The following is a 17,347-nucleotide window of genomic DNA, read 5'->3' as shown; positions in this document are numbered from 1 at the left end:
GGCCCCGGCGTCCTATTTCTTGAAGACGGGCTTGCCCAGCGCGAGGTTGTCAGGCGCGATGGTGACCAGCTTGCCATCCTGCCACTGCATCACGTAGAAGGTCGAGGCGTTGTTCTGGCCGTCCTCGCCGAAGTCGAAGGCCCAGCCGTTGGCGGTCTGGCCGGCCGGCTTCTTGTACGCCAGCACGGCCGCGCGGATCTTGTCCTTGTCGGTGGACTTGGCGTTGGTGATGGCTTCGAAGAAGGCCTTGGCGCCGACATAGTTGGTCAGGCTGTGGCCGGACTGCGGGTCGCTCTTGTAGGTGGTCTTGTAGGCTTCCAGGAACTTGTCCAGGCCGGGCGCGCCGGCCGGATTGATGGACGCCTGCGGGAAGTCCAGGTCGAACACGCCGTTCATGTCGGCGCCCACGGCCTTGGCGGTGTCGGCCAGCGAATAGCCGCCGCCGGCGCCGATCACCACCTTGGGCTTGAAGCCGGCGGCGCGCGCCTGGCTGAAGTACAGGATGGCGTCGTTCTGGTAGGCGGTCTGCAGCACCACGTCGACCTTGGCGCCCTTCAGGCGCAGGATCAGCGAGGACAGGTCGACCGTCTTGGCCGAATAGGGCAGCACCTCGGCCACGGTGTAGCCCAGTTCCTGGGCGCGCTTTTTCTCGGTGGCGGCCACGTCGGTGCCGTAGGGGCCGTCCTCGTGGATGATGCCGATGCGCACTTCCTTCGGGTTCAGGCCCATGCCCGGCCCGATGATGTCGTGCAGCGCGTTGACCACCGACACGCCGTACAGCGCGGTGTTGGGGTTGCTGCGGAACAGGTACTTGTAGCCGCGCGTGGTGATCTTGTGGGCGGTGGCGCCCAGCTCGAAGTAGGGCACGCCGGCCAGCTCGGTCACGGGCGAGGCCGCGTACGAGATGCCCGAGGCGTAGCTGCCGAACACGCCGACCACGTTCGATGAGATCAATCGCTTGGTCTCGGACACCGCCTGGGTCGGGTCGACCGCGTCGGCCTTGATGATCTGGATCTTCTCGCCGTTGATCCCGCCGGCGGCATTGATTTCGTTGACGGCCAGCTCCAGGCCGCGATAGCTCTCCTGCCCCAGCAACGCCAGCGCGCCGCTGAACGGGAAGAGGGCGCCCACCTTGATGTCGGCCGCCGCGGTGCCGCTGGCCATGACGCCGCACAGGCCCAGCGCGATGGCGAATTGTTTGATCTTGAACACTGTCTACGCTCCTTTGTGGGTTTGGATGCGGACTGTTGTCTGAGTCGTCCGTCTGTTTTTGAATATATGATATATGCGCCGGCGGGGTGTGAGAACCTCGTCCTGGATTCTAGTGCCGGACTTGGCCGGCTGAATCGGGGATTTCCCTCAAGCCGCATGAATAAAGCGTTTGCGGGCAGTTTTCGCCTGCGTGACAGGTCAAATTCCGCTGTCCGGGCGCTGTTTCGCGGACCTTTTCATGGCTGCTTTGCTGGCAAGAAAGTTCCCCTTTGAATCATATATCCTATATGATCAAAAGGCGTTTGAGCATAAGAATCCAGGAGACAAAGAGCATGTTCGAGGAAGTGGATTTCGCCGGAAAAAAGGTACTCATCACCGCCGGCGCCGATGGACTGGGCCTGGAAATGGCGCAGGTGTTCCACCGCGCGGGGGCGTCGGTGCTGGTGTGCGACGTCAACCGCGAGCGGCTGGCCGCGCTGCCGGCCGAATTGCCCGGCGTGCGCGCGGTGCATGCCGACGTGTCGGATGAAGACAGCGTGGCCGCCCTGTTCGATGCCGTGCGCCAGCAGTTGGGCGGCCTGGACATCCTGGTCAACAACGCCGGCGTGGCCGGCCCCACGGGTTTCGTCGAGACCTTGTCCAAGGCCGACTGGGACCGCACCCTGGCGGTCAACATCACCGGCCAGTTCCTGTGCGCGCGCCAGGCCATCCCGCTGCTCAAGCAGTCGCGCGCCGGCGTCATGATCAACCTGTCGTCGGCCGCGGGCCACCTGGGCTTTGCCGGACGCTCGGTCTATTCGGCCTCGAAGTGGGCGGTGATCGGCTTCACCAAGTCGCTGGCGATCGAGCTGGGCGGCCACGGTATCCGCGTCAACGCCATCCTGCCGGGCGCGGTCGAAGGCCCGCGCATCCGCGCCGTGATCGAGGCCAAGGCCAGGACGCTGGACAAGCCGGTCGAGGAAATCGCCGCGCTCTACGAGAACCAGGCCGCGCTGGGCCGCATGGTCACGGCGCGCGACATCGCCAACATGGTGCTGTTCAACGCCAGCGAGGCCGCCCGCAGCGTCACGGGGCAGGCCATCGTGGTGGACGGCTTCACGCAGAAGCTCTACTGATGGCGGCCGATCCGCGGCGGCGCCGCGCCGCCATCATCGGCACCGGCCTGATCGGCCAGGCCTGGGCCATCGTGTTCGCGCGCCAGGGCTGGCAGGTGCGGCTGTACGACGTCGACGCCGCCATGCTGGCCGAGGCCGGCGCGCTGATCCGGCGCCAGCTCGATGCATTGCAGGCGCACGGCCTGCTGCGCGACGCGGCGGCGGCCGCCGCCCGCATCGAAGTGGCGGCCAGCCTGCCCGAGGCGCTGGCCGGCGCCCGCTACATCCAGGAGAACTCGCCCGAGCGGCGGGATCTGAAGCGCGAGCTGTTCGCGCGACTGGACGCGGCGGCCGATCCCGACGCCATCATCGGCAGTTCCACGTCCAGCATTCCCGCCAGCGAATTCACCGAAGGCCTGCCCGGCCGGGCGCGCTGCCTGGTGGCGCATCCGGTCAATCCGCCGTACCTGATCCCGGTGGTGGAGCTGTGCCCGGCGCCCTGGACCAGCGAGGCCGCCATGCAGGCGGCGCGCGACATCATGCTGGACATCGGCCAGAAGCCGGTGACGATGCGGCGCGAGATCGAGGGCTTCATCCTCAACCGCCTGCAGGGCGCGCTGCTGCACGAGGCCTTCCGCCTGGCCGCCGCCGGCATCGCCAGCGCCGAGGACATCGACACCACGGTCAAGGACGGCCTGGGCCTGCGCTGGTCGTTCATGGGGCCGTTCGAGACCATCGACCTGAACGCGCCCGGCGGCCTTGCCGACTACTGCGCGCGCTACGGCGGGCTGTACCAATCCATCGGCGCCAGCCAGCGCGAACCCGTGCCCTGGGACGGCGCGCTGGTCGAGGCCCTGGCGGCCGAGCGGCGCGGCCTGCTGCCCGCCGAAGACCTGACGGCGCGCCGCTACTGGCGCGACGAACAACTGATGCGCCTGATGCGCCACAAGCAACAGCAAGACAACGGAGACGAAAATGGCTAAGCCGAAACAGAAGGTCGTGATCACCTGCGCCGTGACGGGCGCCATCCATACCCCCAGCATGTCGCCGCACCTGCCGGTGACGGCCGACGAGATCGCCGAGGCCGCCATCGGCGCGGCCCGCGCCGGCGCCGCCGTGCTGCACCTGCACGCGCGCGACCCGGAAACCGGCAAGCCGTCGCAGGACCCGGCGCTGTTCGAGCCGTTCCTCAAGCGCATCAAGGCCGAGACCGACGCCATCATCAACATCACCACCGGCGGCAGTCCGCACATGACGGTGCAGGAACGCATGCGGCCGGCCACCACCTTCAAGCCGGAGCTGGCGTCGCTGAACATGGGCTCGATGAACTTCGGCCTGTTCCCGATGCTGGGCCGCTTCCAGGACTTCAAGCATGAGTGGGAGCGCGAGCACCTGGAGAACAGCCGTTCGCTGATCTTCCGCAACACCTACCAGGACATCGAATCGATCCTGGAGCTGGGCAACGCCAACGGCACCCGCTTCGAGTTCGAGTGCTACGACATCAGCCACCTGTACAACCTGGCGCATTTCGTCGACCGCGGCCTGGTGAAGTCGCCGCCGTTCATCCAGTCTGTGTTCGGCATCCTGGGCGGCATTGGCCCGCACCCCGAAGACCTGATGCACATGAAGCGCACCGCCGACCGCCTGTTCGGCAATGAATACGAATGGTCGATCCTGGGCGCCGGCCGCAACCAGATGCCGCTGGCCACCATCGGCGCGGCCATGGGTTCGAACGTGCGGGTGGGGCTGGAGGATTCGCTGTGGATCGGGCCGGGCCAACTGGCCGAGTCGAACCGCTCGCAGGTCGAGCGCATCCGCACCATCCTGGAGGCGCTCAACCTGGAAGTGGCCACGCCCGCCGATACCCGCGCCAAGCTGGGCCTGAAGGGCGGCGACAACGTGGCTTTCTGACGCCAGGCCGGGCAAGGGCGTGCGCGCGGCCGCCGGATTGATGCCCCCGCCGATGGCGCGGCGCGCGGCCCGCCGGATGCGGGTCGCGGCGCTCCCGGGCGCCGCCCGCGGGACGCCGCCAGCGCGAGCGGCGGGGCGTCAGGCGTGGCGGCGCAAGGCGGCGACGAGGGTCTTGATGTCCAGCGGACGATCGAAATTGGCGGCATGGCGCGCGGCCAGCGTCAGCTCGGCCGCGCGCGCCAGTTCGGCGTCGGACGGCGCGGCCGCGCCCAGCGCCGCCAGCGTGGTGGGCAGTCCCACCTGTTCGTACCACTGTGTCAGCGTGGCCAGCATGCCGTCCTGGCGCGCCTCCAGGTCGAGCTGCACCAGCAGGCCGACGGCCACCTGCAGGCCGTGCGGCGCGCTGGCCAGGCCGGCGATCTTCGGCAGCCCGCGCGTCAGGGCGTGGGCGATCGACAGGCCGCCGCTCTCGAAGCCCAGGCCGCTCATCAGGATCATGGCTTCCACCACCCGTTCGAAGGCGGGCGTGGGCTGGCCGCTGCCGGCCGCCGCCAGCGCGTCGGCGCCGTCGGCCAGCAGCGTGCGCAGGCAACCGTCGGCGATCAACTGGGCGGTCAGCGGCGGGACGCCGTCGTACATGTTGCGTCCGCCGTTGCGGGCGCATTGTTCGGCTTCGAATTTCTTGGAGATGGCGTCACCCAGGCCGGCGCGGAAGAACGCCGCGGGCGCGGTGGCGATGACGGCGGTGTCGACCAGCACGATGGTGGGGTTGAACAGCATGTGCTCGACCGCCAGGAGGTTGTGATGGGCGTCGTACAGCACGTAGTTCTTGCTGGTGGGGGCGTCGTTGGAGGCCACCGTGGGCACCGTGACCAGGTGGCAGTGCTCGGCCTTGGCCACCGCCTTGCCGGCGTCCAGCGCCTTGCCGCCGCCCACCGCGATCACCATGTCGACGCCGGCGCCCGCGGCCTGCGCGCGCAGCGCCGCGATCGATTCGGGCGTGATGTCGCCCTCGACCGGCAGGGCCGTCAGCGCCACGCCGTGGGCGCCGCACAATGCCTCGATTCTCGGGCCCAGCACGCCCTGCACGTAGCGGTCGATGACCAGGGCGGCGCGGCGGCCGAACAGGGCGGCGTATCCGCCCAGCGCGTCGAGCGCGCCGGCTCCCTGGATGTAGCGGCCGGGAGCGCCGAAAATCTTCAGCATCGAGTCTTCCTATTTGCGAGGCCCGGGCGGGCGGTAGTCGAGTTCTTTTTCGCGTTCGACCAGCCAGTCGATCATGATCTTGCCGCCCCATACCAGGTCGGCCTGGATCGCCTTGGTGGCGGCTTCGGGGTCGCGCGCTTCCAGCGCGGCCAGCACGGCCTCGTGGCGGTGTTCGTCCTGGGAGTAGTCCAGCCCGGCCGTCTTGATGTGGAACACCTTGAGGATCGGGCCGGTGATGACCCAGAACGATTCCACGGTGTTGCGCAGGATGGGCTTGTTGCTGGCTTCCAGGATGCCGAAGTGGAACTTGCGGTTCAGGTAGCTGGCGCGCTTGGGATCGGTCGAGGTGCAGGAGATGAAGTCCTTCTGCAGCGCGATCAGGTTGTCCAGTTGCTTGCGCGTGATGTTCCTGGCGGCCTCGGCCGCGCCCATGCCTTCCAGGTGGAAGCGGATCTGCTGGATCTCGCGCAGCTTTTCCGAGTTGACATAGGGCACGTAGACCGCGGTGGCGGCCTGCATTTCCAGGCCCTGTTCGCTGATGAGGCGGAAGATCGCCTCGCGCACGGGCGTGATCGAGACGCCCATTTCCTGGGCCAGCTCGCCAATGATGAGGCGCTCTCCGGGTTCGTACTGCCCGTTGATCAGGGCGTTACGGATCTCGTTGTAGACCTTGACGGAAAGGTTCTCTTTTTTTACCGGTTTAAGGCTGGGCATGACGGTCGAGGCTTGGGTTCGATGGAATGGCGGAGGCCGTGAAACGGCGCCCGGCTGAATTCTATCCCGCCCTGGCCAATTCAAGCGCGATGGGTATATTATATATCATATATTCTGATAAGCGAAGGAGACGCCATGCGCCAGGACCGGGGAGACCCAAGCGAAGACGAGGTCCGGATGCTGCGGGAAAAGGCCCGCCACATCCGGTTGGAGACCATCAGGCTGATCGAGATCGCCAAGGTCGGGCATTACAGCTCGGTCTTTTCGTGCGCCGAGATCTTTGCCGCCCTGTATTACGACGTGATGCGGCTGCGGCCGGGCGAGCCTGGCTGGCCGGATCGCGACCGCTTCCTGATGGGCAAGGGCCACGCGGCCGTGGGCCTGTTCCCGGTGCTGGCCGACCACGGTTTCATTCCGCATGAACTGCTGGACGGCTACACCCGCCTGGGCAGCCCGCTGGGCGACCATCCCGACATGACCAAGGTGCCAGGCGTCGATTTCAGTTCCGGCTCCATCGGCCATGCGCTCTCGAACGGCGCCGGCATGGCGCTGGGCGGCCGCATGAGCCAGCGCGACTTCAACGTGTTCGTGATGCTGGGCGATGGCGAGATGCAGGAAGGACAGGTGTGGGAGGCCGCGTTGTTCGCCGCGCACCACAAGCTGTCGCGCCTGGTGGCCATCATCGACCGCAACGGCTACCAGCTCGACGGCAAGGTCGACGACGTGATCGGCGTGGAATCGCTGCGCGACAAGTGGCAGGCTTTTGGCTGGGAGGTGCACGAGGTCGACGGCCATGACCTGGCGGCGCTGACCGCGTTGCTGCGGCGGCTGCGCGCGGACGAGGCGCGCGCGCGGCCGGCCTGCGTCATCGCCAAAACCATCAAGGGCAAGGGCGTTTCCTATATGGAAACCGAACCCGGCTGGCATCTGGGCTACCTGGCGCCGCAGGACGCGCAGGTCGCCATCGACGAAATCATGACCCGCGAGATCTGAATGGCACAGGCACAGACGCTTTCCCCCGATTCCTGGCAGTACCGCGCGCTGAACGCGGTGAACCCCGGGCTGTCGTATCTTTCCGACGCGCTGATCGACCTGGCGCGGGCCGGGCATCCGGTGGTGGCCGGCTCGGCCGACCTGCAGTATTCCAACGGCCTGAACCGCTTCGCCTCGGCCTATCCCGAGCGCTACGTGCAGTTCGGCATTTCCGAGCAGAACATGGTGTCGGCGGCGGCCGGGTTGGCCACCACCGGCGCGATGCCGTTCGTGGCGACCTTTGCCTCGTTCCTGGGCCTGCTGTGTTGCGAGCAGATCCGCATGGACGTGGCCTACACCAAATTGCCGGTGCGGCTGATCGGCCATCACACCGGCATCAGCCTGGGTTTCTATGGCACCTCGCACCACGCCACCGAGGACATCTCCACCATGCGCGCCATCGCCGGCCTGACCGTGGTGTCGCCGGCCGACGGGCCGCAACTGGCCGCCGCCATCAAGGCCTCGGTGGACTGGCCCGAGCCGATCTATTTCCGCATCGGCCGCGGCCGCGACCCGCAGGTGTACGAGGACGGCGCGCCGTTCGCGTTCGGCCGCGCCATCGTCCACTCAACCGGCAGCGACCTGAACATCATCGCCTGCGGCATCACGCTGCACGCGGCGCTGGAAGCGGCCGCCCGGATGCGCGAGGACGGCCTGTCGGTGGGGGTGATCGACATGCCCACCATCAAGCCGCTGGACCGCGAGGCGGTGCTGGCGGCGGCCGGCCAGGCGCGCGCGCTGCTGACGGTGGAGGAACACAATGTGATGGGCGGCCTGGGCTCCGCGGTGGCGGAGGTGCTGGCTGATGCCGGCAGCGGCACGCGGCTGCGGCGCCATGGCATCTACGACGAGTACAGCCTGATCGCGCCGCCCACCACGCTGTACGCGCATTACCAGCTCGACGGCGCCGGCATCGAGGCGGTGGCGCGCGAACTCATCGCGCGATAGGGCGTGCCAGCATTCAAGGGGGCCGGGTGCCGGCGCCCCGACAAGGAGACAGAGCAATGAAGGAAATCAGCGGCAACACCCGCCTGTTCGGCATCCTGGCCGACCCGATCTACCACGTCAAAACCCCGCAGCGCCTGAACGAGCATTTCGCGCGCATCGGCTTTGACGGCGTCTGCGTGCCGTTCCATGCGCGGCCCGACAACCTGGCCGAGGTGGTGGCCGGGCTGCGGCGGCTGGAGAACCTGGGCGGGCTGATCGTCACCATGCCGCACAAGGCGGCGATCCTGGCCCTGGCCGACGAGGCCACGCCGGTGGCGCGCAAGATCGGCGCGGCCAACGTGGTGCGGCGCGAGGCCGATGGCCGCCTGGTGGCGCACATGCTGGACGGCGAGGGCTTCGTGCGCGGCCTGCGCACGCACGGCGTGGCGCCCGAGGGCAAGCGCGCCTATCTGGCCGGCGCCGGCGGCGCGGCCAACGCCATCGGCTTCGCGCTGGTGCAGGCGGGCGTGTCGCGGCTGACCATTGCCAACCGTACGCCGGCCAAGGCCGAGGACCTGAAGGCGCGCATCCTGTCGCTGCATCCCGGGGCCGACATCACGGTCGGCACGGCCGATCCGTCCGGCCATGAGCTGGTGGTCAATGGCACCTCGCTCGGCATGAAGCCGGACGACGCGCTGCCGCTGGACGCGGCGCGGCTGACGCCCGATCAACTGGTGTGCGAGGTCATCATGCAGCCGGCCGACACGCCGCTGCTGGTGGCGGCGCGGGCGCGCGGCTGCAAGGTGCACTACGGCGCGCCGATGCTGGCCGGGCAGATCGAGCTGATGGCGGAAATGATGGGCGTGGCGCCGGCCGCGCAACGCTGAGGCGCGACGGACGAGACGATGGGCGACTACGACTTCATTATCGCGGGCGGCGGCACCGCCGGCTGCATCCTGGCCAACCGCCTGACGGCCGACGGCCGCCACCGGGTGCTGATGCTGGAAGCCGGGCACGAGGCGCGCAGCATGTGGATCTCGATCCCGGCGGGCTTTTCCAAGCTGTTGGTGAACCCGGACTACAACTGGCGCTTCGCCACAGAGCCGGAGGACAACGTCTACGGCCGCACCATCGCCGTGCCGCGCGGCAAGGGCCTGGGCGGTTCGACGCTGATCAACGGCATGATCTACGTGCGCGGCCGGCCGCAGGACTACGACGGCTGGGAGGCCGCCGGCGCCACCGGCTGGGGCGGCGGCACCGCCGAGCGGGTGTTCCGCAAGATTGAATGTTATGAGCCCGGCGGCGAGACCCGCGGCAAGGACGGCCCGATGCACGTGGAGGAAGTGGCCGAGCGCTTTCCGCTGTCCGACGCCTTCCTGCGCGCGGCGCAGGAGGACGGCCTGCCGCTCAATCCCGACTACAACGCCGGCCGCCAGGACGGGGTCGGCTACTACCAGGTGGCGCAGCACCATGGCCGTCGCTGGAGCGTGGTGGATGGTTATCTGAAGCCTGCCGCGAACCGCAAGAACCTCACGGTGGAATGCGGCGCGCACGTGACGCGGCTGTTGTTCGAAGGCAAGCGTTGCGTCGGCGTGGCCTACCGCAAGAATGGCCAGGAGTTCACCGTGCGGGCGCGGCGCGAGACGCTGCTGTGCCTGGGCGCGGTGCAGTCGCCGCAACTGCTGGAACTGTCGGGCGTGGGCAATCCCGCGCTGCTGCAATCCTTCGGCATCCCGCTGGTGCACGCGCAGCCGCGGGTGGGCGAGAACTACATCGACCACTTCGCCACGCGCATGAACTGGCGGGTCCGGAACACCGTGACGCTCAACGAGATGTCGCGCGGCTGGCGCCTGGCGCAACAGGTGGCGCGCTACTACACCCGCCGCAAGGGCATCCTGACGCTGGGCACGGGCCTGGTGCACGGCTTCGTCAAGAGCGCGCCGGACCTGCCGGCGGCCGACGTGCAGTACTTCTTCGTGCACGCCAGCTACGCCAACGCGGCTGAGCGCATCCTTGACCGCGAGCCGGGCATGACCATCGGCGTGGCGCAACTGCGGCCGGAGTCGACGGGTTCCATTCACATCAAGTCGCCCGATCCCTTGGTCGCGCCGTCGATCCGGCCCAACTTCCTGTCCGCGCAGATCGATCGCGACAGCCTGGTGGGCGGCATGCGGGTGGCGCGGCGCATCGTGCAGCAGCCGGCTCTGCAGCGCTATATCGAGCGCGAGATGAGTCCGGGGCCAGACGTGGACAGCGACGAGCAATGGCTGGACTTCGCGCGCCGCAACGGCCAGACCATCTATCACCCGATCGGCACCTGCCGCATGGGCTCGGATGGCGGCGCGGTGACCGATCCGCGCCTGCGGGTCAACGGCATCGACGGCCTGCGGGTGGTGGACGCCTCGGTGATGCCGAAGATGGTGTCGGGCAACACCCAGGCGGCGGTGATGATGGTGGCCGAGCGCGGCGCCGAGATGATCCTGGAGGATGTTGCCGCGGCGTGACGCAGTGTGGCGGCCGGTGAATCGGGCGGCATGCGCAAGCGCGGAATTTTATTGATAAAACTAATTTTCCATATTTTGGCCGCGCGCAATTTGTTTGAAAGCTCAGGAGTGGGAAGAAATATAGGGTAAATACTTAAAATCCCTGTCTTGTTGGGGCGTTGAAATTCTTCTAATGTTATTTCATTAATGAAATTGAATTTCAAGATAATGCACGCCGCTCCGGCGCCGCGCCACGTTCCCCACCGACGAGACGAGACATGACCCTACGTTTGCAAGACAAGCGCGCATTGGTGACCGCAGCCGGCAACGGCATCGGCCGCGCCAGCGCCCTGGCCATGGCGCGCGAGGGCGCCCAGGTCTGGGCCACCGATATCAACGAGGCCGCGCTGGCCGACCTGGCGAAGGAGGCGCGCGAGGCCGGCCTGGACCGATTGCGCACCCGCGTGCTGAACGTGCGCGACGGCGCCGCCGTGGCCGACTGCGCGCGCGAGACCGGCGCGGTCGACGTGCTGTTCAATTGCGCCGGCTTCGTCCACGCCGGCACCGTGCTGGACTGCGACGAGGCCGACTGGGACTTCAGCATGGACCTGAACGTCAAGGCCATGTACCGCACCATCCGCGCCTACCTGCCGCTGATGCTGGAACGCGGCGGCTCGATCATCAACATGGCCTCGGCCGCCTCCAGCGTGAAGGGCGTGCCCAACCGCTTCGTCTATGGCGCCTCCAAGGCCGCCGTGATCGGGCTGAGCAAGGCGGTGGCGGCGGACTTCGTGGCGCGCGGTATCCGCTGCAACGCGATCTGCCCCGGCACGGTCGAGTCGCCCTCGCTGCGCGAGCGCATCGCCGCGCAGGCGCGCCAGCAGGGCAGCGACGAAGCCGCGGTGCGCGCCGCCTTCGTGGCGCGCCAGCCCATCGGCCGCGTCGGCCGGGTGGAGGAGGTGGCCGCGCTGGCGGTCTACCTGGCCAGCGACGAATCGGCTTTCACTACCGGTACCATCCAGGTTATCGACGGCGGCTGGTCCAACTGAGCCGCCGCTCCGCTTTGTTCCCTTTCAAGGATTCCGCATGAAACTCGTACGCTACGGCCAGCCCGGCCAGGAAAAACCCGGCCTGATCGACGCCCAGGGCGCCTTGCGCGACCTGTCGGGCGTGGTGGCCGACATCGACACCGCCGCCATCGCCCCGGCAATGCTGGCCAGATTGGCCCAGCTCGACCCCGCCAGCCTGCCGCGCGTGGAAGGCGCGGTGCGCTACGGCTGCCCGGTCAACGGCGTTGGCAAGATCGTCTGCGTCGGCCTGAACTACGCCGACCACGCCGCCGAGTCCGGCCTGCCGGTGCCGGCCGAGCCGGTCCTGTTCCTCAAGCCCAGCTCGTCGCTGAGCGGCCCGAACGACCCGGTGATCATCCCGCGCGGCTCGGTCAAGACCGACTGGGAAGTGGAACTGGGCGTGGTCATCGGCAAGAAGGCCTCGTACGTGGAGGAAAGCGAGGCCATGGACTACGTGGCCGGCTACACCGTGGTCAACGACGTGTCCGAGCGCGAATACCAGATCGAGCGCGGCGGCCAGTGGGACAAGGGCAAGGGCTGCGACACCTTTGCGCCGGTCGGCCCGTGGCTGGTGACGCGCGACGAGATCGCCGATCCGCAGAACCTGGACATGTGGCTGGAAGTGAACGGCCACCGCTTCCAGAACGGCAGCACCCGCACCATGGTGTTCGGCGTGAAGACGCTGGTCAGCTACATCAGCCGCTTCATGTCGCTGATGCCGGGCGATATCATCAGCACCGGCACGCCGCCGGGCGTGGGCCTGGGCCAGAAGCCGCCGGTGTACCTGAAGGCGGGCGACGAGATGCGCCTGGGCATCGCCGGCCTGGGCGAACAGCGGCAGGCCCTGCGGGCCTGGAGCCGGGCCGAATAAAATCGGGTTTCACTCCAACGCCGACGCCATGACCGCTTCCAAGATTTCCCCCGCCGATTCCACGCCGATCGAGGCCGACGCCGCCGACGCGCCGGGCGCGCAACGCTACGCCGCGCCCGCCCTGGAAAAGGGGCTGGACATCCTGGAGGCGCTGGCCGCCAGCCCGGCCGGCTACACGCTGGCCGAGCTGGCGCAGAAGATCGGCCGCAGCGTCAGCGAGATCTTCCGCATGGCGGTGACGCTGCAGCGGCGCGGCTTCGTGCAGGTCGACGACAACGACCGCTACACGCTGACGCTGAAGATGTTCGAGCTGGCGCACCGCCAGCAGCCGCTGAAATCGCTGGTGAGCGTGGCGCTGCCGCTGCTGCGCGAACTGGCCAACCGCGCGCGCCAGTCGTGCCACCTGGCGGTCTACCAGGCCGGCCGGGTGGTGGTGATCGCGCAGGTCGACAGCCCCGAGCGCTGGTCGTTCGGCCTGAAGGTGGGCGTGATGATGGGCCTGACCGACACGTCCTCGGGCCACGTGTTGCTGGCATTCCGCGACGAGGTCGAGCGCACCCGCATGCTGGCCGCCCACATCAAGGTGGAAGGCGAGCTGGAGTCCGACCCGGGCGAACTGTTCCCGATCCTGGCGGACGTGCGCAAGAACGGCTGCGCCTGCATGGCCAGCCGCCAGATCCGCGGCATCACCAACGTCGCCTATCCGGTGATGGGCGTGGGCAACCAGGTCATCGCCGCCATCAACGTGCCCCACATCGAGCGCATCGACCGCAAGGAATCGCCCAGCATCGCCCAGGTGCAGGAGATCGTCGCCAACGTCGCCCAGCGGTTGTCGACGCTGATGGGGTATAGCGGTTATCTGCCGGAGCAGGCGTAGGGGAGGGCGCGCTCACGCCGCCTGGATCGGGATCACCGCATGCACCGGGCGACCGCGCGCATCAATCGCCACCGTCACCGGCATGTCGCGCACCTCGAATTCATAGATCGCCTCCATGCCCAGGTCGGCGAAGGCCACCACGCGCGCCGCGCGCACGGCCTGCGACACCAGGTAGGCCGCGCCGCCCACCGCGCTGAGGTAGGCGCCGCCGTGGGCCTGGATCGCCTGCACCGCCAGCGGTCCGCGCTCGGCCTTGCCGATGGTCACCAGCAGGCCGCTGTCGGCCAGCAGGCGCGGCATGAACTTGTCCATGCGGGCCGCGGTGGTGGGGCCGGCCGGGCCCACCGCTTCGCCGGCCACCGGATCGACCGGGCCGACGTAGTACAGCGCGCGCCCTTGCAGCGGCACCGGTAGCGGTTCGCCCCGCGCCAGCAATTCATCCATGCGCTTGTGCGCGGCGTCGCGGCCAGTCAGCAACCTGCCGGACAGCAGCAGCGTTTCGCCCGCTTGCCACGAGGCGACCTCGGCGCGCGTCAGTGAGTCCAGGTCGACCCGGCGGCCGGCGCTGTGCGGCAGGGCGTCCGGAATGCCGTCCCAGGCCGCGGGATCGGGCGGCGGCAGTACCGCCGGCCCGCTGTCGGGCATCGTGAACGTCACGAAGCGGGTGGCGGCGCAGTTGGGCAGCAGCGCCACCGGCAGCAGCGCCGCGTGCGAGGCGGCGGTGGCGACCTTGACGTCGAGCACGGTGGTGGCGCCGCCCAGGCCCTGGGCGCCGATGCGCAGCGCGTTGACGCGCTGGTGGACCTCGATCCGCAAGCGCTCGACCGGGTCTTGCGCGCCGCGCGCCAGCAGCTCGGGCATGTCGATCGGCGTGAAGAGGGCGCGCTTGGCCAGGGCCATGGCCTGTTCCGGCGAACCGCCCACGCCCAGCCCCAGCACGCCCGGCGGGCACCAGCCGGCGCCCATGCCGGGAAGTTGCGCCACCACCCAGTCGGCGACCGAGTCGCTGGGATTGAGCATGGCATAGCGCGCCTTGACGTCGCCGCCGCCGCCCTTGGCGACTACGGTCAACTCCAGTCCGTCGCCTTCCACCAGTTCCACGTGCAGCACGGCGGGCGTGTTGTCGCGGGTGTTGCGGCGCAGGCCCAGCGGGTCGCGCACCATCGATGCCCGCAGCGGATTGGCGGCACAGCCATAGGCGCGCGCCACGGCCCGGTCGGCCAGGCTTTGCAGGCTGGGAGTGGGGCCGGGGCCGTCGGCGCGGATGCGCGCGTCCATGCCGAGCCGGGCATAGACGTGCGCCACGCCGGTGTCCTGGCAGACCGGGCGCCGCGCCCGCGCGCTCATCTTGCTGTTGACCAGCAATTGCAGCAGCGCGTGGCGCGCGGCCGGCGCGGTTTCGCGGTCGTGGGCGGCCTTCAGCGCCCGCACGAAATCGGGCGGATGCGTGTGGCTGACCGCCTGCAGGGCCTGGGCGATGCTGGTCTCGATATCGGAAGCGAGCAGGACGCGCATGATGTGGCGGGCCTATTGCAGCGTGATGCCGGCCTGCTTGATGACGCCGGCCCAGCGCTTGCCTTCGTCGGCGGTGAATTGCTGGAAGGCGGCGGGCGCGTACTGGCCCTCCGGCAGCAACTGGATGCCCTGTTCCACCATCTTGCCGGTGAAGTCACTGTCGGCCAGCGCCTTCTGCCAGGCGCCGTACATCGTCTGCACCACCGCGTCCGGCGTGCCCTTTGGGGCATATAGGCCGTACCACGTGGACACCTGGAAGCCCGGCAGGGCTTGCGCGCTCATCGGCGCCACGTTGGGGAACTGCGCCATGGCGGTGGCGGAGGTCAGCCCCAGCGCGCGCACCTTGCCGCCGCGGGTCTGCGGCAGGGCGGTGTTGGTCTGGTCGAACATGGCGTCGACCTGGTTGCCCATCAGGTCGTTCAGCGCCGGGCCGGCGCCCTTGTAGGCGATGGGCGTGATGTCCATGCCGGCCTGGCTGGCGAACATGGCGGCCACCAGGTGCGAGGTCGAGCCGACCCCGGCATTGCTGAAGTTGAGCTTGCCCGGATGCTGCTTGCCGAAGGCGATCAGTTCGGTCACCGACTTGTAGGGCGAGCTTTCGCCCACCAGCAGCACCAGCGGCGTGTCGGGGAAGCGGAACACCGCCTGGAAGTCCCTGGTCGGGTCGTATGGCAGCCGTTGGTACAGCGACGGCGCGGCCGCCATGTAGCCGATGTGGCCCACCAGGAAGGTGTAGCCGTCGGGCGTCGACTTGGCCGCCTTGGCCGCGCCGATGGTGCCGCCCGCGCCGCCCACGTTCTCGATCAGGATGGTCTGCTTGAGTTCCTGCGCGACGCGGTTGGCGATGTTGCGCGCCATCGCGTCGGTGGGGCCGCCGGCCGCGAACGGCACGATCCAGGTGATGGCGCGGTTGGGGTAGGTGTCCTGCGCGTGCGCGCCCGGGGTCAGGGCGAACGCCGCCGTGGCGGTGATCGCCGCCAGCCAGTTCTTCATGGTTTGTCTCCGTGGGTGTTTTTTATCGGGGGAAAGCCGGCGCCGCGGTTCAGGCGGCGCCGGGGTTGAGATGCGCGCGCATGCGGTCCACCATCCGGGGCGCGGCCCCGAGGTAGTGGGCCGGATCGCACAGCCGTTCGATCTGGTCCGCGCCGAGCCGCTGCGCGACCCGCGCGTCCTCGCGCAGCACGTCAGCCAGCCGGCGGCGCGATGTGGCCGCCTCGCGGCAGGCGTCGTAGACCACGTCATGCGCGGTCTGGCGGCCGATGTGCGGCGCCAGGCCCATCATCACGGCCTCGGCCACGATCAGGCCGCCGGACAGATCCAGGTTGCGCGCCATGCGGGCGGTGTCCACTTCCAGTCCGCCGAGCATGAAGCGGGCCTGGCGCAGCGAGCCGGCCGTCAGCACGAAGGCCTCGGGCACGGCCGACCATTCGATGTGCCAGGGGCCGGTGGCGCGCTCGAAGTCCTGCAGCATGGCGTCCAGCGCCAGCCCGGCGTGCTGGCGCACGGTCTTGGACGCCGCCCACATCAATTCGCACGAGATCGGATTGCGCTTCTGCGGCATGGTGCTGGAGGCGCCGCGGCCCTTCACGAACGGCTCGAACGCCTCGCCCAGCTCGTTGGTCATCATCAGCATGATGTCGACCGAGATCTTGCCCAGCGAGCCGCATACCAGCGCCAGGAACTGCACCGTTTCCGCCAGGCCGTCGCGCGCCACGTGCCAGGTCACCGGCGTGGCGCCCAATCCCAGTTCGTCCATCAGGGCGCCATGCACCGCCAGGCCCTGCTCGCCGAGCGAGGCCAGCGTGCCGGCCGCGCCGCCGAATTGCCCGATCAGCACCCGCGGCCGCAACTGCGCCAGGCGTTCGCGATGGCGCCGCAGCATCAGCAGCCAGATGGCGGCCTTGTAGCCGAACGTGATCGGCAGGGCGTGCTGCAAATGGGTGCGGCCTGCCATGGGGGTGTCGCGGTATTCGCGCGCCAGGTTGTCGAGGATGGCGTCCAGCGCCGCCAGGTCGGCATCCACCAGTTCCAGCGCCTCGCGCACCTGCAGCACGGTGGCGGTGTCCATGATGTCCTGCGTGGTCGCGCCCCAATGCAGGTATTCGCCTTCCGGACCGCATTGGCGCGACAGCTGGTGCACCAGCGGCAGGATCGGATAGCCGACGATCTCGGTTTCCTCGCGCAGCAGCGTCATGTCGAGGGCGGCGGCGTCGGCGCGGGCCTCGATGGCGCGGGCGGCCTCGGCCGGGATCACGCCCAGCCGGCCCTGCACCCGCGCCAGCGCGACTTCGGTTTCCACATAGCGTCGCACGGTGGCGGCATCGTCGAACACGGCCCGCATCGCGGCGGTGCCGAACATATCTTTGAAGAGGGTGGATTCGAGAACCGAGACTGGCATAAATGTACGCTCTTAAAAAGTTGTACGTACATTTAAG

The 17,347-nt window shown here is 68.6% G+C and carries 16 protein-coding genes; 10 read left to right on the top strand and 6 right to left on the bottom strand.

What is annotated here, in order from left to right; genetic code table 11:
- Positions 1 to 12 precede the first annotated feature (12 nt).
- Entirely contained in the window at positions 13 to 1,164 is a 1,152-nt protein-coding gene (locus AAID08_RS19450) for an ABC transporter substrate-binding protein (protein ID WP_374700852.1), read from the bottom strand.
- A 380-nt stretch (positions 1,165 to 1,544) separates the two neighbouring features.
- Between AAID08_RS19450 and AAID08_RS19445 the strand changes: the two genes are divergently transcribed.
- From AAID08_RS19445 to AAID08_RS19435, 3 genes are read left to right on the top strand one after another with little or no spacing between them, the layout of a single operon-like run.
- On the top strand, positions 1,545 to 2,327 hold the full coding sequence (locus tag AAID08_RS19445; RefSeq protein WP_026383327.1) for an SDR family oxidoreductase: 783 nt from the start codon (positions 1,545 to 1,547) through the stop codon (positions 2,325 to 2,327).
- Positions 2,327 to 3,289: a 3-hydroxyacyl-CoA dehydrogenase gene (locus tag AAID08_RS19440; RefSeq protein ID WP_047991388.1), complete on the top strand. Its 963-nt coding sequence runs from the start codon at positions 2,327 to 2,329 to the stop codon at positions 3,287 to 3,289. The genes AAID08_RS19445 and AAID08_RS19440 overlap by 1 nt, the downstream gene beginning before the upstream one ends.
- Positions 3,282 to 4,217, top strand: a complete 936-nt coding sequence (locus tag AAID08_RS19435; protein WP_054417316.1) for a 3-keto-5-aminohexanoate cleavage protein — start codon at positions 3,282 to 3,284, stop codon at positions 4,215 to 4,217. The genes AAID08_RS19440 and AAID08_RS19435 overlap by 8 nt, the downstream gene beginning before the upstream one ends.
- Positions 4,218 to 4,355: 138 nt before the next feature.
- Here AAID08_RS19435 and AAID08_RS19430 read toward each other — a convergent pair whose 3' ends face one another.
- Both AAID08_RS19430 and AAID08_RS19425 read right to left on the bottom strand, forming a co-directional pair.
- The gene (locus AAID08_RS19430; protein WP_175166644.1) at positions 4,356 to 5,423 is read right to left on the bottom strand and encodes a glycerol dehydrogenase; all 1,068 of its coding nucleotides are present in this window, start codon (positions 5,421 to 5,423) and stop codon (positions 4,356 to 4,358) included.
- A 9-nt stretch (positions 5,424 to 5,432) separates the two neighbouring features.
- Positions 5,433 to 6,137: a GntR family transcriptional regulator gene (locus AAID08_RS19425; protein WP_006387160.1), complete on the bottom strand. Its 705-nt coding sequence runs from the start codon at positions 6,135 to 6,137 to the stop codon at positions 5,433 to 5,435.
- A gap of 177 nt (positions 6,138 to 6,314) precedes the next feature.
- Between AAID08_RS19425 and AAID08_RS19420 the strand changes: the two genes are divergently transcribed.
- The 7 genes from AAID08_RS19420 (at position 6,315) to AAID08_RS19390 (ending at position 13,397) form a co-directional block, all read left to right on the top strand.
- Complete coding sequence (locus AAID08_RS19420; protein WP_372413858.1) at positions 6,315 to 7,130, top strand: transketolase; 816 nt, start codon at positions 6,315 to 6,317, stop codon at positions 7,128 to 7,130.
- On the top strand, positions 7,131 to 8,117 hold the full coding sequence (locus AAID08_RS19415; protein WP_049073030.1) for a transketolase family protein: 987 nt from the start codon (positions 7,131 to 7,133) through the stop codon (positions 8,115 to 8,117).
- Between the two features lie 56 nt (positions 8,118 to 8,173).
- The gene (locus AAID08_RS19410) at positions 8,174 to 8,983 is read left to right on the top strand and encodes a shikimate dehydrogenase (protein WP_116791863.1); all 810 of its coding nucleotides are present in this window, start codon (positions 8,174 to 8,176) and stop codon (positions 8,981 to 8,983) included.
- 18 nt (positions 8,984 to 9,001) lie between these two features.
- A complete protein-coding gene (locus AAID08_RS19405) occupies positions 9,002 to 10,600 on the top strand; it encodes a GMC family oxidoreductase (protein ID WP_395756806.1) in 1,599 nt (532 codons plus the stop codon).
- 257 nt (positions 10,601 to 10,857) lie between these two features.
- Positions 10,858 to 11,628, top strand: coding sequence for an SDR family oxidoreductase (locus AAID08_RS19400; RefSeq protein ID WP_064524321.1), 771 nt, complete (start codon positions 10,858 to 10,860; stop codon positions 11,626 to 11,628).
- A gap of 37 nt (positions 11,629 to 11,665) precedes the next feature.
- Positions 11,666 to 12,520: a fumarylacetoacetate hydrolase family protein gene (locus AAID08_RS19395; protein ID WP_395756805.1), complete on the top strand. Its 855-nt coding sequence runs from the start codon at positions 11,666 to 11,668 to the stop codon at positions 12,518 to 12,520.
- Between the two features lie 28 nt (positions 12,521 to 12,548).
- A complete protein-coding gene (locus AAID08_RS19390) occupies positions 12,549 to 13,397 on the top strand; it encodes an IclR family transcriptional regulator (protein WP_175143223.1) in 849 nt (282 codons plus the stop codon).
- 12 nt (positions 13,398 to 13,409) lie between these two features.
- Here AAID08_RS19390 and AAID08_RS19385 read toward each other — a convergent pair whose 3' ends face one another.
- Genes AAID08_RS19385 through AAID08_RS19375 form a run of 3 tightly spaced genes read right to left on the bottom strand, consistent with a single transcriptional unit; the run spans position 13,410 to position 17,310 of the window.
- A complete protein-coding gene (locus AAID08_RS19385) occupies positions 13,410 to 14,912 on the bottom strand; it encodes a fumarate hydratase (protein WP_395756804.1) in 1,503 nt (500 codons plus the stop codon).
- Between the two features lie 12 nt (positions 14,913 to 14,924).
- Entirely contained in the window at positions 14,925 to 15,905 is a 981-nt protein-coding gene (locus AAID08_RS19380; protein ID WP_395756803.1) for a Bug family tripartite tricarboxylate transporter substrate binding protein, read from the bottom strand.
- A 49-nt stretch (positions 15,906 to 15,954) separates the two neighbouring features.
- Positions 15,955 to 17,310: an adenylosuccinate lyase family protein gene (locus AAID08_RS19375; RefSeq protein ID WP_336235290.1), complete on the bottom strand. Its 1,356-nt coding sequence runs from the start codon at positions 17,308 to 17,310 to the stop codon at positions 15,955 to 15,957.
- Positions 17,311 to 17,347: the final 37 nt, after the last annotated feature.

Source organism: Achromobacter sp. EB05, assembly GCF_044232075.1.
Taxonomy (GTDB): Bacteria; Pseudomonadota; Gammaproteobacteria; order Burkholderiales; family Burkholderiaceae_B; genus Achromobacter; species Achromobacter dolens.
Note: the sequence above shows the minus strand (reverse complement) of the source record. Positions and strands in the feature narration are given on the sequence as shown.

Bases quoted from the DNA above. Each gene is read 5' to 3' on its own strand.
- AAID08_RS19450 (WP_374700852.1), bottom strand. From the start codon at position 1,164: ATGGCCAGCGGCACCGCGGCGGCCGACATCAAGGTGGGCGCCCTCTTC.
- AAID08_RS19445 (WP_026383327.1), top strand. From the start codon at position 1,545: ATGTTCGAGGAAGTGGATTTCGCCGGAAAAAAGGTACTCATCACCGCC.
- AAID08_RS19440 (WP_047991388.1), top strand. From the start codon at position 2,327: ATGGCGGCCGATCCGCGGCGGCGCCGCGCCGCCATCATCGGCACCGGC.
- AAID08_RS19435 (WP_054417316.1), top strand. From the start codon at position 3,282: ATGGCTAAGCCGAAACAGAAGGTCGTGATCACCTGCGCCGTGACGGGC.
- AAID08_RS19430 (WP_175166644.1), bottom strand. From the start codon at position 5,423: ATGCTGAAGATTTTCGGCGCTCCCGGCCGCTACATCCAGGGAGCCGGC.
- AAID08_RS19425 (WP_006387160.1), bottom strand. From the start codon at position 6,137: ATGCCCAGCCTTAAACCGGTAAAAAAAGAGAACCTTTCCGTCAAGGTC.
- AAID08_RS19420 (WP_372413858.1), top strand. From the start codon at position 6,315: ATGCTGCGGGAAAAGGCCCGCCACATCCGGTTGGAGACCATCAGGCTG.
- AAID08_RS19415 (WP_049073030.1), top strand. From the start codon at position 7,131: ATGGCACAGGCACAGACGCTTTCCCCCGATTCCTGGCAGTACCGCGCG.
- AAID08_RS19410 (WP_116791863.1), top strand. From the start codon at position 8,174: ATGAAGGAAATCAGCGGCAACACCCGCCTGTTCGGCATCCTGGCCGAC.
- AAID08_RS19405 (WP_395756806.1), top strand. From the start codon at position 9,002: ATGGGCGACTACGACTTCATTATCGCGGGCGGCGGCACCGCCGGCTGC.
- AAID08_RS19400 (WP_064524321.1), top strand. From the start codon at position 10,858: ATGACCCTACGTTTGCAAGACAAGCGCGCATTGGTGACCGCAGCCGGC.
- AAID08_RS19395 (WP_395756805.1), top strand. From the start codon at position 11,666: ATGAAACTCGTACGCTACGGCCAGCCCGGCCAGGAAAAACCCGGCCTG.
- AAID08_RS19390 (WP_175143223.1), top strand. From the start codon at position 12,549: ATGACCGCTTCCAAGATTTCCCCCGCCGATTCCACGCCGATCGAGGCC.
- AAID08_RS19385 (WP_395756804.1), bottom strand. From the start codon at position 14,912: ATGCGCGTCCTGCTCGCTTCCGATATCGAGACCAGCATCGCCCAGGCC.
- AAID08_RS19380 (WP_395756803.1), bottom strand. From the start codon at position 15,905: ATGAAGAACTGGCTGGCGGCGATCACCGCCACGGCGGCGTTCGCCCTG.
- AAID08_RS19375 (WP_336235290.1), bottom strand. From the start codon at position 17,310: ATGCCAGTCTCGGTTCTCGAATCCACCCTCTTCAAAGATATGTTCGGC.